Source organism: Micromonospora sp. ZG13, from assembly GCF_059359355.1.
Genome location: NZ_JCADBQ010000004.1, coordinates 1 through 15,699, shown reverse-complemented (window position 1 = coordinate 15,699; position 15,699 = coordinate 1). Strand labels below are relative to the sequence as shown.

Genomic DNA, 15,699 nt, shown 5'->3' with positions numbered 1-15,699 from the left:
GTCAGAGCCAGCCGTTGTCCCGGGCGGTGCGGAACGCCTCCGCGCGGTTGGCCACGCGGAGCTTGCTGACCGCGGCGGAGAGGTGGTTGCGGACGGTGCCCGCCGACAGGTGGGTACGCCGCGCCACCTCCGCCACCGGCGTGTCGTACTCGGCCAGCCGCAGCACGTCCAGCTCGCGGGGCGTGAGCGGGCACTCCGGCGCGGTGAGGGCGTCCGCGGCCAGCGCCGGGTCGACGTACCGGCCGCCGGCGTGCACCCGGCGGATGACGTCGGCCAGCGTCCCGCCGGGAGCGCCCTTGGGCAGGAACCCCTTGGCCCCGGCGGCCAGCGCGCGTTGCAGGTGGGGCGGCCGGCCGTGCCCGGTCAGGATCACCACCTTGCAGGCGGGCAGGACGCGCGCCAGCTCCGCGGTCACCTCCAACCCGTCCAGGGCCGGCATCTGGAGGTCCACCACGGCCACGTCCGGCCGGTGGGCGAGCGCGGCGGTCACCGCAGCCCGCCCGTCCGACGCCTCGGTCACGACCTCCAGGTCGGACTCCAGACCGAGCAGAGCGGCCAGCGCCGCCCGGATCAGGTCCTCGTCGTCGGCGAGCAGCACCCTGATCACGGGCGGGTCCGTACCGTCACGTCGAGGCGGAACACCCCGTCGTCGGTCCGGTGCCGCAGCGAGCCCCGGGCCTCGGCCATCCGCTCGGCCAGCCCGCGCAACCCGAAGCTGTGCCGGTCCGGCGACGCACCCTCGGCGCCGTCGTTCGTCATGGTCATCCGTACCTCGTCCTCGTCCTGGCTGATCTCGATGGTGCACCAGGTGGCCCGGCTGTGCCGCAGCACGTTGGTGCTGGCCTCCCGCAGCACCGCGACGAACTGCCGGGCGATCTCCGACGGTACGTCGTCCGGCGGCAGCGCGACCGCGCAGCGGATGCCGGAGGAACGCAGCACCTGCTCCACCGCGGCGATCTGGTCCCCGAGGTCCACCGCACGGTACCCGTGCACCACCTCGCGCAGCTCGACCAGCGCCGACGCGGCCAGTCGCTGCACCTCGGCCGCCTCGGAGCTGGCCCGCCCGGCGTCCGTCGCCGCCAGGCGGGACGCCAGCTCCGCCTTGAGCGCGATGACCGAGAGGCTGTGCCCGAGCAGGTCGTGCACGTCGCGCGCGAAGCGCAGCCGCTCCTCGGTCGCGGCGAGCCGCCCCTGGGCGGCCCGCCCCCGCTGCGCCTCGACGAGCAGGCCCCACAGCCAGAGCTGCAGGGCGTTCCACGCGGCCATGGAGACGCCGGCGACCAGCACGATGGTGACCTGGTCACGCACCGACGCCCCGTTGCGCAGCGCCACCCCGGCGGCCACCGCCACGGTCAGCAGCGCCGCCGGGCCGGCGGCCCACCAGCGCGACAGCATCGGCACCGAGCCGATCACCGACGCGCCGAGGAAACCCCAGGTCGCCCACTCCGGCGCCCCCACCGGCCCCACCAGGGGTACGGAGACCACGGCGGCCACGACGAACGCGACGAGCAGGCGGCGCCGCACGGCCCCCGCCAGCCACGGGGTGATCGCACCGTAGAGCGCGCCGGCCTGCGCGACGACGAACAGGACGATGCCCACCGCCCCGGCAGCCGTCCACCCCGGATCGTCCTCCCGCGACAGCCCGGCGGCGGCCAGCAGCAGCGTCCCCAGGACGCCGCTGCCGACGGTGGTGAGGGTGACGACGCGGGCGCGGCGCAGGCCGAGATCCCGCTCGACCTGCGCCCGGTCCATGTTCACGTCCCCGTGGCCGGGTGACGCGATCGCTGCCCCGATCATCCGTGCCGGGGCTCCCACCGGAAGTACCGGCCCGCCGTGAGCAGCGACACCACCAGCCAGACCAGCAGCACCCCGAAGGACGGCAGCGTCTCGATGAAGGTGCCGGCGAAGCTCAGGGTCTGGCCCTCGTCGGTACGGCCGAGCCAGCCGACGCGCATGACCTCGGTGAACGGGCCGTTGGGCAGGAACCAGAGCACCCGCTCCAGCGACTCCGGCAACGCGCCGAGCGGCAGCAGCGCACCCGGCGTGGCCAGGAAGACCACCACGGTCGGCAGGGTGGTGAGCATGGCCGCCTCGGAGCTGCGGGTGATCGCGGAGAGCGCGGCCGAGAACGCCGCCATGATCGAGGAGCCGATCAGCAGCGCCACCACCATGACCAGCGGGTTCCTGGGCATCGGCAGGTCGAGGACCAGGACCGCGTAGACGGCCAGCGCGAGGAACTGGGCGAGGAAGATCGCCACCGTGCTGCTGGCCGTGCCGAACAGGATCGTGCGGTCCGAGGCCAGCCCGGCGCGCAGCCGCTTGAGCACCAGTTCCTGGCGGCGCGAGGCGTACACGGTGGTCAGGTGGTGGTGCACCAGGAAGACCATGATCAGGGTGGTGACGCTGACGACCCGGCGCACGCCGGGCACCGTCTGGCCGCGGTACTCGCTGACCAGCAGCAGAGCGATCATCAGCGGCGTCACCACGGACATCGCGGTCGACGTCCAGCTGCGGCGCAGCGCCAGCAGCTCCATCTTGAGCATCGCGGCCATCTGCCAGATGGGCCTGGTCGCGCGGTCGCCCGAGGCGGCGGCGGTGGTGGGGCTCGGCGTCGTCATCGTCCCGCTCATCGGGCAACCTCCGCTTCCGCGTGCTGGTCGGTCGGGTCGTGGTCGGCGGCGATGTCCAGGAAGACATCCTCCAGGGTGGCCGGTCGGGCCGACAGGGAGGCCAGCCGGATGTTGCCCGCGTTGGCCCACTCGAGCAGCCGGGTCAGGTCGGTCTGGAGCTGGCGGGACTCGTACGTGACCCGGTCGCCCTCGACCAGGCGGGCGGCGTGCGGCAGGTCGGGCAGCGACTCCGTGGCCGGCAGCCGGAAGCTGATCCGGGCGGGCAGGGTGCGTACGACGTCCTCCGGCGCCCCGGTGGCGACGATGCTCCCACCCCGCATGATCGCCACCCGGTCGGCGAGGACCTCCGCCTCCTCCAGGTAGTGCGTGGTGAGCAGGACGGTGGTGCCGCCCTTTTGGAGCTCACGGACGACGTCCCAGGTGCGGCGGCGCGACGCCGGGTCCATGCCGGTGGTGGGCTCGTCGAGGAAGAGCACCTCCGGGCGGCCGAGCACGGCAAGCGCCAGCTCCAGCCGCCGGCCCTCGCCGCCGGAGAGCTGCTCGACGGCGACGTTCATCCGGTCGCCGAGGTCGACCAGGTCCAGCACCTCCGCGGTGGTCTGCGGCCGGACGGTGAGCGACCGCCAGATCTCCACCGTCTCGCGGACGGTGAGCGCGCCCGTGAACCCGCCGTGCTGGAGCATCACCCCCGTCCGGGGGCGCACCGAGTTGCGGTCCCGGACGGGGTCCAGCCCGAGCACCCGGACCCGGCCGGCGGTGGCCGGTTGCAGGCCCTCCAGGACCTCGATGGTGGTGGTCTTCCCGGCACCGTTGGTGCCCAGCAGCGCGAACAGCTCGCCCCGGCGGATCCGCAGCGAGATGCCGCGCACCGCCTCGAACTCCCCGTAGCTGCGGCGCAGCCCGTCCACTTCGATCACGACGTCATCCATGCTCATCAGGCTGCCGTCGGTGGGCGACAGTTCCAACCCCCGTCGCGTCATGTTCCCACCGTGTCGTACGCATGCCCGACCCGTGTGTCCCCCACGTCCGGGGCAGGCGCGCCGCCCGGGGTCAGCGGACGCGCGGACGCGGACACGACGCCGAGCGGTCGGTGGCCCGGTGCATCCGGGGGGCGCTCAACCGGCCGGGTGGGCGGCGAACGGCGCCACGTCCACCGGGAGTTCCGGCAGCACCCCGGCAAGCGCCTCGACCTTCGTCCACGTCATGGTCACCTGGTCGAGGTCCCCGTCCCCCAGCGGGACGCCCAGCTCGCCGAACGCCCGCGCCAGCCGCTCCCGGCGTACGGGGTCGACGCCGTCGGCGGGCGCCTCGGGCACGCAGACGGACGCGAGGTCCGTCACGACCTCCAGCTTCGGCTCCCGCTCGTGCCAGCCCGTACGCCGCTGGTAGACGTCGGCGACGGCGGCCAGCTCGAAGTCGCGGCCGGGCGCGGCGGCGAGTTGCAGCGACAGCGGCATCCCGTCGCCGTCGACGCCCATCGGCAGCGCCAGCGCGGGGAAGCCAACCGCGCTCCAGGCGCTGGGCAGGAAGGAGATCATCTGGAGGCTGGCCTGGTCGTCGTAGCGGGGGGCGCCGGACGGCCAGGCGGGCGTGGCGATGACGTCGACGTCACGCAACCGCGCCCGCAGGGCGTCGGCGCCCCACCCGCGCACCCGCTGGGCCCGCAGGTACGTCTCCGCCGGGAGCACGCCGCCGAGCGCGACGTTCCACCGGAAGGGTCGCCCGTAGTCGCTCCAACGCGCCCGCAGCTGCGCCCCGTGCACCTCGAACGCCTCCACCAGCATCGTCACGAGCTGCGCGGCGAAGAGCGGGAACGCCTCGTCGAACGGCACGTCGACGACCTGCGCCCCGGCGGCCCGCAACTCGTCGAGCGCGGCGTCGAAGGCGGCGGCGGTGTCCTCGGTCAGCGCGGCGGCGTAGCGCACCAGGTCGCCCGGGACGCCGACGCGTACGCCCGCGAGGTCGGCCAGCGGCGGCCGGGACAGCTCCGCGGGCCGGTCCGCCATCACGGCGAGCAGCCGCGCGCACTCCCGGGCCGTGCGCGCCAGCGGGCCCGTGGTCTCGACCGAGCGCGCCAGCGGGCGGACGCCGGTCGCCGGCAGGAGGCCCTGCGTCGGCTTGAGCCCGGTCACGCCGCACAGCGCGGCCGGGATCCGGATGCTGCCGTTGCTGTCGGTGCCGACGCCCGCGTCGAAGAAGCCGGCGGGGATGCCGTTGGCGCTGCCGCAGCTCGACCCGCCGGTGAACCGGTGGGGGTCCCACGGGTTGCGGGGCACCGGGAAGGGCGCCTCCGGGTCCGGCCGGGACAGCGCGTGCTCGCCCATCGTGGTCTTGCCGACGATCAGCGCGCCCGCGGCGCGCAGCCGCGCCACCACGGTCGCGTCGCGGTCGGCCCACCAGTCCGCGTCGTGCACGACGCTCTGGCAGGTGCTCGGCGCGCCGGCCACGGCGACGACGTCCTTGACGCCGATCAGCGTGCCGCGCAGCGGCCCGTCCGTGCCGGCGTCGACGGTCGGGAAGCGGTGCAGGAAGGTGCCGAGCATCGGCCCGAGCCGGTCGGCCCGCTCGGCCGCGGCGGCGACGTGGTCCATGTCAGCTCACCGCCGCGTGACCCGGCCGGCCGGTCGCGACGACCCGCGGCGAGGGCCGGTCGCCGGTCAATTCCGATTCCGCGTCCATTCTTGTGTGCCGGAAGAAGTCGCTGTGCGGAAAAACGAACGACTCGGCCGTGACATCGTCACCGACCATGACGTCCGTCTTCGCGTCACCGTTCGACGAATGACGGTCACCGTTCCGCTTCTGGCGTGCCACGAACACCTCCCCGCACGGGCCACAAAAAATGCGCGGCCCAGGACCACGACAACTCCGACGATGGCGGTCGCGGCCGTCGCGGGGTAACCCCTACGGTCACCCCTCACCACCCCGGAATGAGGCGCCTCGGACGCCGATCCTCGCGGCGACGGCCCCGGAGTTCCTGGCTCCCCGCTCCGCGGCGCTGATAAATACTATTCGCATACCCGCACCGATCTAAATGGGGAAATCAATGAGCAACGCAATCGCGAACCTCGTGGCGACACCCACGGCCGGTGCGGTGCAACCACAGGCGATCGACGTTTCGGCCGTGCACAAGAGATACGGCGACGTACGGGCCGTCAACGGCATCGACCTGCGGATAGCGCCCGGCGAGGTGGTGGCGCTGCTCGGGCCCAACGGCGCGGGCAAGTCCACGCTCGTCGACATGATCCTGGGGCTCACCCGCCCCGACCGCGGCGAGATCCGCGTCTTCGGGCACACCCCCCGGGAGGCCATCACCCGGGGCGTCATCGGGGCGACGCTCCAGGACGGCGCACTGCTCGACGACGTGTCGATTCGCGAGCTGCTCACGATGGTGGCGTCGCTGCACGCCGCCCCGCTGCCGATCGCCGAGGTGCTGCGCCGCACCGACCTGACCGACATCGCCGACCGCCGCAGCCGGCTCTCCGGCGGTCAGCGCCAGCGGCTGCGGCTGGCGATGACCCTCGTGTCCGACCCGAAGCTGCTGGTGCTGGACGAGCCGACGGTGGCGATGGACGTCGAGTCGCGCCACGTGTTCTGGGCCGCCATGCGGGAGTTCACCGACTCCGGGCGCACCGTGGTGTTCGCCTCTCACTACCTGGAGGAGGCCGAGGAGTTCGCCGACCGGGTGGTGCTCGTGCAGGCCGGGACGGTCATCGCCGACGGCACGGTCGCCGAGATCCGTTCCGTGGTGGCGGGCCGCTCGCTGTCGGCCACCGTCCCGGACGCGACGGTGGAGCAGCTGCGCCTGCTGCCCGGCGTGCTCAGCGCCGAGTCCCGCGGCCAGCGCTTCGAACTCGTCTGCTCCGACTCCGACGCCGCCGCCCGGGAGCTGTTCGCGCGCCATCCCCGGGCGTACGACGTCGAGATCGGCGCCCTCGGCCTGGAACAGGCGTTCCTGGCCCTCACCTCCACGAAGGGCGGGGCCGCCTGATGAGCACGGGCTTCCTCAAGATCGAAGTGAAGCGGGTGATCCGCGCCCGCAAGTTCTGGATCGTCGCGTTCCTGTTCCCGACGCTGCTCTACCTGATGCAGGCCAACCTGTTCCGCGGCGAGGTCGTCGAGCGCACCGGCATCAACTTCAGCGAGCACCTGCTGGGCGGTCTCGCCGCCTTCGGCGCGCTCTTCGTGGCGTTGAACGTCGGCACCCGGGTGGCGATCGAGCGGTCGACGGGGTGGCAGCGCCAGTTGCGCATCACCCCGCTGTCGCCGACGTCGTACCTGACCGCGAAGCTGGCCGCGGCGATGGTGGTGGCGCTGCCGGCGATCACGGCGGTGGCGCTCACCGGCGCGCTGTTGCAGGGCGTCCGGCTGCCGCTGGGCGGCTGGCTCCAGCTGGTGCTCGGGGTCTGGATCGGCACGCTGCCGTTCGCGCTGCTGGGCGTCTTCATCGGCCAGGTCGCCACGGCCGAGAGCGTGCAGGTCCTCACCTCCGTCTCGCACATGCTGCTCGGGGTGCTCGGCGGCGCGCTGTTCCCGTCGGTCGCGTTCCCCGAGTGGCTCCAGGCGGTGTCCGCCGTCATGCCGAGCCACTGGCTGGCCGTGGTCGGCCACAGCCCGTTCGAGGCCGACTCCCGCCTCGGGCTCGCGGCCCTGGTGCTCGCGGGCTGGACCATCGTGCTCGGCGCCGCCGTGACCCTGCGCTACGTGCGCGACAGCGCCCGCGTCTGAGCCGGGAGCCGACGGACCTCCCACACCCCGCACGACGAACGTACGCACCGCTACGACGAGGGATTGCATCGTGAAGAAGAACTCCTGGCAGATACTGCGCAAGGGCGGACCGGGCGGCCTCACGCTCACCGTCGACTTCACCAGCACCGGCCGCACCCAGGCGTGCTTCCGCGACCTGGTCCCCCTGCTGAGCGCGCCCGGCGAGATCTGGGAGACCGTGGCACCCGCCTCCGGCGCCGAGGACACCATGTCCGGCGCCGACTACGTCGAGCGGTGGGCGAAGGGCGTACGCCGGCGGGAACGCACCGTCGACACCGTGATCGGCTACTGCGTGGGCGCGGTCTTCGCCGCCCCCCTCGCGTCCCGGCTGGCCGAGGCGCAGGACGAGGCGCCCCGGCTGATCCTGCTGGACCCGGAGCTGCCGAACATCGTCGGGCTCTACCGGGACTTCCACGCCGCCGCCGACGCGCTGCGCACCATCCTCTCCCCGGAGGAGATCGCCGCGTTCCACGCCGACGGCCAGGCGGTGCGGGAGAAGTACGGCCTCGAGGACCTCACCCTCATCGGTCCCGCGCTCGCCGGGATCTTCCGCGGCGCGATCGACGTGGCGGGCCGCAGGCTCGGGCTCGACGACGACGTCCGGGGCGAGCTGGGCGGCAGCTTCGCCTCGTTCGTCGGGTACCTGCGGGCGGCGGCGGAGATCGACCCGACCCCGCAGTGGGCGACGGCGACGGCGATCACCTCCGCCCACTCGACCCAGGGCGGGCAGGGCTTCGGGCGTACCGTCCCGCTCGACGTCGACCACGACCAGATGCTGCGCCATCCCGACGTCGCCGCGACGGTCTCCGCCCTGATGACCGGCGCGGACGCCGGTCTGCGGATCGCGGGGTAGCGCGGTGGCACCGGGCCCGGCGGGCGGTGAGCCCGCGCTCTTCACCGACCTGTTCGCCGAACAGGTGCGGCGCACCCCGCACGCGACCGCCGTCGTGTGGGGCGAGCACCGCAGGACGTACGCGGAGCTGGACGCCGAGGCGAACCGGCTCGCGCACCGGCTGGTGTCGCTCGGCGCGGGCCCGGACCGGCTCGTCGCGATCGGGATCCGCTCCGCGCACCTGGTGGTGGCCGCGCTGGCCACCCTCAAGGCCGGGGCGGCCTACCTGCCGCTGGACCTGAGCTACCCGCCGCAGCGGCTGGAGCACATGCTCACCGACGCGCGGCCGATGCTGCTGCTGACCACCGGCGACGACCAGCACGCGGTGCCGGCGTCCGACGCGCCCCGGGTCCTCCTCGACGACCCGGACGCGTACGCCGGCCAGCCGGACACCGACGTCACCGACGCCGACCGGCTCGCCCCGCTGCGGCCCGCCAACACCGCGTACGTCATCTACACCTCCGGCTCCACCGGCAGCCCCAAGGGCGTGGTCATCGAGCACCGCCAGCTCGGCACGTACCTGCGCCACGTCGTGCGGTCCTACCCGGGCGTACGCGGGCGGGCGCTGCTGCACTCCTCGTTCGCCTTCGACCTGACGGTCACCGCGTTCTACGCGCCGCTCATGACGGGCGGCTGCGTGCACGTCGGCGCCCTGGAGGAGATGGGCACGCCCGCCGCCGGGCCCTTCGGGCAGGAGCGGCCCACGTTCGTCAAGGTGACGCCCTCGCACATCCCGCTGCTCACCGCGCTGCCCGCCGAGGCGTCCCCGACCGGGGAGCTGATGGCCGGCGGCGAGCTGCTGCTCGGCGAGACCGTCGACGCCTGGCGCCGCCGGCACCCCGGCGCGCGGGTCGTCAACGAGTACGGCCCGACGGAGACGACCGTCGGGTGCAGCACGGTGGTCATCGAGCCCGATCAGCCGGTGCCGCCAGGGCCGCTGCCCATCGGCCAGCCCATGCCCGACGTGCGCTTCCACGTGCTGGACGAGGAGCTGCGCCCGGTCGTGCCCGGCGAGATCGGCGAACTGCACATCGCGGGCGCCCAGCTCGCCCGGGGCTACCTGGGCAGGCCGGGGCTGACCGCCGAGCGCTTCCTGCCGGACCCGTTCGGCCCGCCCGGCTCGCGCATGTACCGCTCCGGCGACCGGGTCCGGCCCACCGAGGACGGCGAGTACGAGTTCTGCGGGCGGGTCGACAACCAGGCGAAGATCCGCGGCTACCGCATCGAACTGGGCGAGATCGAGGCGGCGCTGCTGCGCAGCCCGCAGGTGCGGCACGCGGCGGCGGTGATCCGCACGGACGCGCCCGAGGTCAAGCAGCTCGTCGCGTACGTCGTGGCCGAGGCGGACGCGACGCTCGACCCGCAGCAGCTGCGCAAGGACCTCGCCGAGACCCTGCCGGACTACATGGTGCCGAGCGCCGTGGTGAGCCTCGCGGCGCTGCCGCTGACCGTCAACGGCAAGCTCGACACGGCGGCCCTGCCGGCGCCGGAGGTCACGGCGACGCCGGGCGGGCGGGCGCCGGCCGACGAGTTGCAGGCGCTGCTGTGCGAGCTCTTCGCCACCTACACGGCCGTCTCCTCGATCGGTGTCGACGACGACTTCTTCGTCCGGGGCGGCACCAGCCTCGGCGCCGCCCAGCTGGTCAACGAGGCACGCCGACGCGGACTCACCCTGTCGCTGCGTGACGTGCTGGAAAACCGGACCGTGGCGCGACTCGCCGAGGTCTGCGCCGACACCGACCGAGGGGACGAGTGAGCATGAGCATCGCGGCCAGCAGGAAGGAAGCAGCCATGTGGCTGCTCGAGCGGCTGGTGCCGGACACCGGGGTCAACAACGTGGCGGTCGCCTTCGAGGTGGCCGGCCGGATCGACCGCGAGCTGTTCACCGCGGCGCTGGGGGCGGTCCTGGCCCGCCACGAGGTGCTGCGCACCGTGTTCCGCACCGACGACGCGACGCTGACCCGGGAGGTGCTCGCCGCCGACCGGATCGACGTGCCGGTGGTGGACGTCCCGGCCGGCGACGACGGGATGGACGCCGACCTGACCGCGTTCGCCGCCGAGCCCTTCGCGATCGACGGCCGCCCCCTGGTGCGGGCGGGCATCCGCGCGGGAGCCGACGGCGACGTGTGCTGCGTCGTCGTGCACCACCTGAACTTCGACGCCATGTCGACCACGATCCTGCTCCGCGAACTGCTCGTCGCGTACGAGACGGTGGCGGCGGGACGCCAGCCCGACGACGCCCCGGTGGCCGCGCTCGCGGAGCGCGCGCCGAACGAGCGCAGCGTCGCGTACTGGCGGAAGAACCTCGACGGGCTGCGGGCCGCCGAGGCGGGTCTGTGGTGCGCCCGGCCGCCCGTCGGGGCGCCGTCCCTGCGCGCCGAGACCGTCCACCACGAACTCTCCGCGCCGGCCCGCGCCGTGGTACGCCGCTTCCAGCGCGAACTGCGCGCCTCCGAGGCGGTGGTGCTGCTCGCGGCGTACTCGGTGCTGCTCGCCCAGCACGGCGCGGGCTCCGACGTGGTGATCGGCACCCCGGTCAACGTCCGGGACCAGCGCAGCATGAACGCCATCGGCTACCACGCGAACCTGGTGCCGCTGCGGGTCCGGCTCGACCCGGACGCCGACTTCCGCGCCGTCGTGAAGCAGACGCGCAGCACGTTCCTGGAGGCGATCAGCCACGCCGACGTACCGCTGGAGCACGTGTCCCCCGCCGTGCTCGGCGACGCGCCGTCGTCGTGGCGCAGCTCCTTCTTCCGGCACCTGTTCAACTACGTGCCCGGCACCGTCGACACCTCCGCCACGCTGACCGGGATGCCGGTGCGGCACGTCATGGTGGAGAACGGCTACAGCCGCTTCGACCTGGAGTTCTTCATCATGCCGGGCGAGGACGCGACGACCGTCCGCGCGGCGTTCTGCGTCGACGCCTTCGAGGCGGCCGACGTCGTGCTGCTGCTGCAACGCTACGACGCGCTGCTCGTACGGCTGGGCGAGGAGCTGGACCGGCCGGTGGCGCAGCTGTCCCGCCTGGGCACGAGCGACCTCGCCCTGCCGGCGTCGCCGTCGGCGCCGGCCGCCACCGCGTCCGTGCTGGACGCGGTGCACGCGACGGTCGCCGCGAGCCCGGACCTCGTCGCGGTGCAGGACGGCGCGGACGCCGTGTCGTACGGCCGGCTGTGGTCCGCGGCGCTCGCCACCCGGGACCTGGTCGCGGCCTCGGGCGGCGGCACGGTCGCCGTGCTCGCGCCGCGCGGCGCGCTGCTGGCCGCCGCGTGGCTCGGCGTGTGGCTGGCGGGCGCGCGCTGCGTCCTGCTCGACCCGGCCCAGCCGATCCCCGACCTCGCCGCCCGGCTGGCCGACTCGGGTGCCGCCCCGGTGCTGGCGGCCGAGGGCCTCCCCGTGCCCGGCGCGCTGCCCCTCCCCGCCGTCCCCGCCGCCACCGACGCGATCCGCGCCGACGCGCCCACCGGCGGTGACCTCGACGCGGTGGCCTACCTGGAGTACCACCTGGACACGCCCGCGCCGCTCGCGGTGACGGTCACCCACCGGGCCCTGGCCGGCGCGGTCGCGCGGCTCGTCGACCGGGTCGGCGTCGGGCCGGCCGTGACCGCCTGGCTGAGCAGCGCCGCCACGGACGCGGCGCTGACGGAGCTGCTGGTCGCGCTGAGCACCGGCGGCCGGGTCGTCGTCGCTCCCGACGCGGCCCGGACCGACGGCCACGCGCTCGGCGAGCTGGTGCGCGGGCAGGCGGTGGACGTGGTGCAGGCGACGCCGGCGGTGTGGCGCCAGGTGGCCGAGCACGCGGGCGACCGGCTCGCGGGCCGCGTCGTCCTGGTGGCGCACGAACCGCTCCCCCGCCCGCTGGCCGCGCAGCTGCGCGCCACCGGCGGCACGCCGCACCACGGCTACACCACGCCCGGCGTCGCCGGGTACGCCGCGCTCGACGACAGCCTGGACGAGCCGGGCGTCCGCCCGGCGACCCGCGTGTTCGTCACCGAGCCCGGCACCGGACACGAGCTGGGCATCGGCGTACGCGGTGAGCTGTGCGTCGCGGGCGACACGCTGGCCTCCGGCTACCACGGCCGGCCGGAGCTGACCGCCGCGCGCTTCGGCGAGCACCCGACGTACGGGCGGTTCCACCGCACCGCGGACCTCGCGCGCCTGCTGCCCGACGGCCGGGTGGACGTGGTCGGCCCGCTGTCGGCGCAGGTACGCGTCGGCGGCCAGCGGATCCATCTCTTCGACGTCGAGTCGGTCCTCGCCGCCCACCCGGACGTGGAGGCGGTCGCCGCCGTCGGGTCCGGCGGCGACGCGCAGGACGGCACGGTCGTCGCGTTCGTCGAGTCCCGCAAGCCCGACGTGACCGACAGGCTGCGCGAACACGCCCGTGCCGCCCTGCCGCTCACGCCCGAACTGGTCGTGCTCAACCAGCTGCCAGTCACCGTGGCCGGCACCGTGGACCGCGCGGCCCTCGTGGCGCTCGCCGCCGCGCGGGCGTCGGCCGACGCCGACCCGCCGGACGAGACGACCCTCGCCCTCGTCGGGATCTGGACCGAGATGCTCGACCGGCCGGGCCTGCACGCGGACTCGAACTTCTTCGCCAGCGGTGGCCACTCGCTGCTGGGCGCCCAGCTCGTGCAGCGGGTGCGGACCGACCTGTCGATGCCGGTCCAGCTCGCCGACCTGTTCGCCAACCCGACGCCCCGGCAGCTCGCGGAGCACCTGCAGGACGCGTTCTGGGACGACGACGAGGACGACGACTGACCGATCGCTCAACCCCCACACCGTCTCGAACCTCAGCAGAGGAGGCTCGGCGTGACCGTCGACGTCCAGCCCACCCGCGGTACCGACCGCATGATCACACTGACCAGAGAGGAGAACATCGAGGTCGACACGATCGCCCGCTACCTGGCGGGCCGGCCGCCGCGCATGGTCGACGCGACCGCCTGGCTCGCGTCGGCCCGCGAGCTGTCCAGCAACCTGCCCGTACGACTGCGCCAGATGGTGCGGCGCTTCGCCTGGGATCCCGGGCTCGACGCCGTACTGCTCGTGCGGAACCTGCCCGTGGACGTCGACGAGTTGCCCGCGACGCCCACCGTGGCCGGCTCGGTGCAGCGGGAGTCCACGGTGCCCGCCGCCGCCCAGGTGCTGCTCGGCCTGCAACTCGGCGAACTCATCGCCTTCAAGGAGGAGAAGAGCGGCGCGCTCGTGCAGGACGTCGTGCCGGTGCCGGGCATGGAGAAGTTCCAGGGCAACGCGGGCTCGGTGACGCTCTCCATGCACGTGGAGAACGCCTTCCACCAGCACCGCCCGGACTACGTGGGCCTGCACTGCCTGCGCAACGACCACGACAACGTCGCCGGGTTGCAGGTGACGTCCGTGCGCAACGCGCTGCCCCTGCTGTCCGAGCAGGTCCGGCGGGTGCTGCACGAGCCCCGGTTCGTCACCGAGCCGCCGGCGTCGTTCGGCGACCTGCACAGCGCGCCGGAGCCGCACGGCATCCTCGTCGGCAGCTTCGAGGACCCGGACGTACGGGTCGACTTCGAGAGCTCCTTCCCCCTCGACCCCGAGGCCACGCAGGCGCTGTCGATGCTGGGCGACGCGCTGCGCACCGTCCGCCGTACGTTCATCCTGGAGCCCGGCGACCTCGCGTTCGTCGACAACCGGCTGGCCCTGCACGGCCGCACCGAGTTCACCCCGCGCTACGACGGCCGCGACCGCTGGCTGCAACGGATCTTCGTGCACCGCGACTTCCGCCGCTCCCGCGTGATGCGGCCCGCCGACGGGCACGTGCTCAGCAGCACCAACTGATCCACCGGCCCTGGGCGAGGGGCGGATCGCCGCGGGGCGCAAGACCGGTTGAACCCGAAGCCGCCAGCGATTCCCTTCCCACCGACCAGAGTGAGGCCAACATGGTGAGCAGGTGCCCCGTGCACGGGCTGGAGAAGCTGATGGACGCCGACTACTTCGCCAGCCCGTACGCGGCGAACGAGCGTTACGCGGTCATGCACGAGCGGGGCACCGTCCACCAGACATGCCTCGACGACCACGGCCGGGTGTGGCTGGTCACCGGCCACGCCGAGGTCTACACGGCGCTGCGCGACAAGCGCCTGGCGCGTCCCCGCGAGTACTCCAACGGCGACTTCACCAGCCAGCGCTTCCCGGAGGGCACGCCGACCGGCACCATCGTCACCCTCGACCCGCCGGACCACACGCGGCTCAAGAAGATGATCAACTTCACCTTCCTGCCCCGCAACCTGGAGACCTTCCGACCGCGAATACAGGAGCTCGTCGCCGGGCGGCTGGACGCGCTCGAGGCGGCGGGCGGCGGAGACCTCGTCGAGGATTACGGGGCCATCCTGCCGATCACGATCGTCTGCGACGTGCTCGGCATCCCCGACGAATACCGCACGGACCTCAAGAGGATGGCGGACCTCGGCTTCGGCAGCGACGACGAGACCAACGCCCAGCTCCGCGCGGACATGTTGCAGATGCTCGACGAGATCAGGCGGCGCAAGACGGCGGAGCCCACCGAAGACCTCTTCTCGTACTGGATCCACACGAAGGACGCCGATGGCACCCCCGTGCTGAACGTCGAGCAGGTCCTGGTCCTGGCCGCGCTGACGATGCTGGGCGGCTACGACACCACCGCGGGCATGATCAGCCGGGGCGCCCTGGCCCTGCTGGACGACCCGGAGACGCTGGAGCGGCTACGACGGCAACCGGAGCTGTTCGACGCGGCCGTCGAGGAGATGCTGCGCAAGAACCCGTCGGTGCACCACGCCTTTCGTCGCTTCGCCACCGAGGACATGGAGATCGACGGCACCAGGATCGGCAAGGGCGACACGGTGCTCCTGCACGTCGCCGCCGCCGGCAACGACCCGAGGCGGTTCGCCGACCCGCAGGTGTTCGACATCGACCGCGCCGACAAGACGCACCTGGTCTTCGGCGGTGGCCCGCACTTCTGCGCGGGGGCCGAACTGGCCCGGATGGAGGTGACCATCGCCCTCCGTGAGCTGTTCCTGCGCTTCCCCGACATCGCGCTGGCCGCCCCCCGGGAGTCGCTGAAGCTGCGCGCCTACCCGTTCATCCCCGCACTCCTGTCGCTACCCGTCACGGTCTGAGGGCTCCCCACCCGCCCCCGGAGAGGGGCGTGTCGCCGTCGGGACGTGGATCCGGTCACCCGGTTCCGCGCCCCGGCGGCGTCGTGGCGTGTGACCGTATTTCGACAGCGGGATCCGACGGCGGCATTCGCCCGTCAATTGACCGCCGTTAGCGACGGCACGATTCCGCGGGGCGCCTTTCCCCGGTTATTCGTGCGCGGGTCACCAGCTGAATGTGACGGTCTCATGCCCCACCGCCGGCCCACGACACCTGACCAGCACCAGCGCACTTCCACACCAATGACCACCACCA

At 73.5% G+C, this 15,699-nt stretch carries 13 protein-coding genes; 7 read left to right on the top strand and 6 right to left on the bottom strand.

Features of this window, described 5'->3' with window-relative positions; genetic code table 11:
- Window position 1: 1 nt before the first annotated feature.
- From AC5L34_RS10540 to AC5L34_RS10515, 6 genes are all read right to left on the bottom strand, one after another.
- Window positions 2-607 (bottom strand): response regulator transcription factor, encoded by a 606-nt coding sequence (locus tag AC5L34_RS10540; RefSeq protein WP_101414466.1) that lies wholly within the window; start codon window positions 605-607, stop codon window positions 2-4.
- Window positions 604-1,797, bottom strand: a complete 1,194-nt coding sequence (locus AC5L34_RS10535) for a sensor histidine kinase (RefSeq protein ID WP_250102381.1) — start codon at window positions 1,795-1,797, stop codon at window positions 604-606. The genes AC5L34_RS10540 and AC5L34_RS10535 overlap by 4 nt, the downstream gene beginning before the upstream one ends.
- Complete coding sequence (locus AC5L34_RS10530) at window positions 1,794-2,630, bottom strand: ABC transporter permease (RefSeq protein WP_494824685.1); 837 nt, start codon at window positions 2,628-2,630, stop codon at window positions 1,794-1,796. The genes AC5L34_RS10535 and AC5L34_RS10530 overlap by 4 nt, the downstream gene beginning before the upstream one ends.
- Window positions 2,627-3,559, bottom strand: coding sequence for an ABC transporter ATP-binding protein (locus tag AC5L34_RS10525; protein ID WP_494824683.1), 933 nt, complete (start codon window positions 3,557-3,559; stop codon window positions 2,627-2,629). Before AC5L34_RS10525 ends, AC5L34_RS10530 begins: the two co-directional genes overlap by 4 nt.
- A gap of 186 nt (window positions 3,560-3,745) precedes the next feature.
- Window positions 3,746-5,221, bottom strand: a complete 1,476-nt coding sequence (locus AC5L34_RS10520) for an amidase (RefSeq protein ID WP_441175467.1) — start codon at window positions 5,219-5,221, stop codon at window positions 3,746-3,748.
- Between the two features lies 1 nt (window position 5,222).
- Window positions 5,223-5,441, bottom strand: a complete 219-nt coding sequence (locus AC5L34_RS10515; RefSeq protein ID WP_441175468.1) for a hypothetical protein — start codon at window positions 5,439-5,441, stop codon at window positions 5,223-5,225.
- 232 nt (window positions 5,442-5,673) lie between these two features.
- Here AC5L34_RS10515 and AC5L34_RS10510 point away from each other — a divergent pair, with 232 nt between their 5' ends.
- The 7 genes from AC5L34_RS10510 (at window position 5,674) to AC5L34_RS10480 (ending at window position 15,407) form a co-directional block, all read left to right on the top strand.
- Window positions 5,674-6,618, top strand: a complete 945-nt coding sequence (locus AC5L34_RS10510; RefSeq protein ID WP_441175469.1) for an ABC transporter ATP-binding protein — start codon at window positions 5,674-5,676, stop codon at window positions 6,616-6,618.
- A complete protein-coding gene (locus tag AC5L34_RS10505) occupies window positions 6,618-7,355 on the top strand; it encodes an ABC transporter permease (protein ID WP_441175470.1) in 738 nt (245 codons plus the stop codon). The genes AC5L34_RS10510 and AC5L34_RS10505 overlap by 1 nt, the downstream gene beginning before the upstream one ends.
- A 70-nt stretch (window positions 7,356-7,425) precedes the next feature.
- Window positions 7,426-8,247, top strand: coding sequence for a hypothetical protein (locus tag AC5L34_RS10500; protein WP_441175471.1), 822 nt, complete (start codon window positions 7,426-7,428; stop codon window positions 8,245-8,247).
- Window positions 8,248-8,251: 4 nt separating this feature from the next.
- Window positions 8,252-10,042: a non-ribosomal peptide synthetase gene (locus tag AC5L34_RS10495; RefSeq protein ID WP_441175472.1), complete on the top strand. Its 1,791-nt coding sequence runs from the start codon at window positions 8,252-8,254 to the stop codon at window positions 10,040-10,042.
- A 2-nt stretch (window positions 10,043-10,044) separates the two neighbouring features.
- On the top strand, window positions 10,045-13,047 hold the full coding sequence (locus AC5L34_RS10490; RefSeq protein ID WP_494824679.1) for a condensation domain-containing protein: 3,003 nt from the start codon (window positions 10,045-10,047) through the stop codon (window positions 13,045-13,047).
- Window positions 13,048-13,098: 51 nt separating this feature from the next.
- Window positions 13,099-14,094, top strand: coding sequence for a TauD/TfdA family dioxygenase (locus tag AC5L34_RS10485; protein WP_441175474.1), 996 nt, complete (start codon window positions 13,099-13,101; stop codon window positions 14,092-14,094).
- Window positions 14,095-14,195: 101 nt separating this feature from the next.
- The gene (locus AC5L34_RS10480) at window positions 14,196-15,407 is read left to right on the top strand and encodes a cytochrome P450 (RefSeq protein ID WP_441175475.1); all 1,212 of its coding nucleotides are present in this window, start codon (window positions 14,196-14,198) and stop codon (window positions 15,405-15,407) included.
- The last annotated feature ends 292 nt before the right edge of the window (window positions 15,408-15,699 follow it).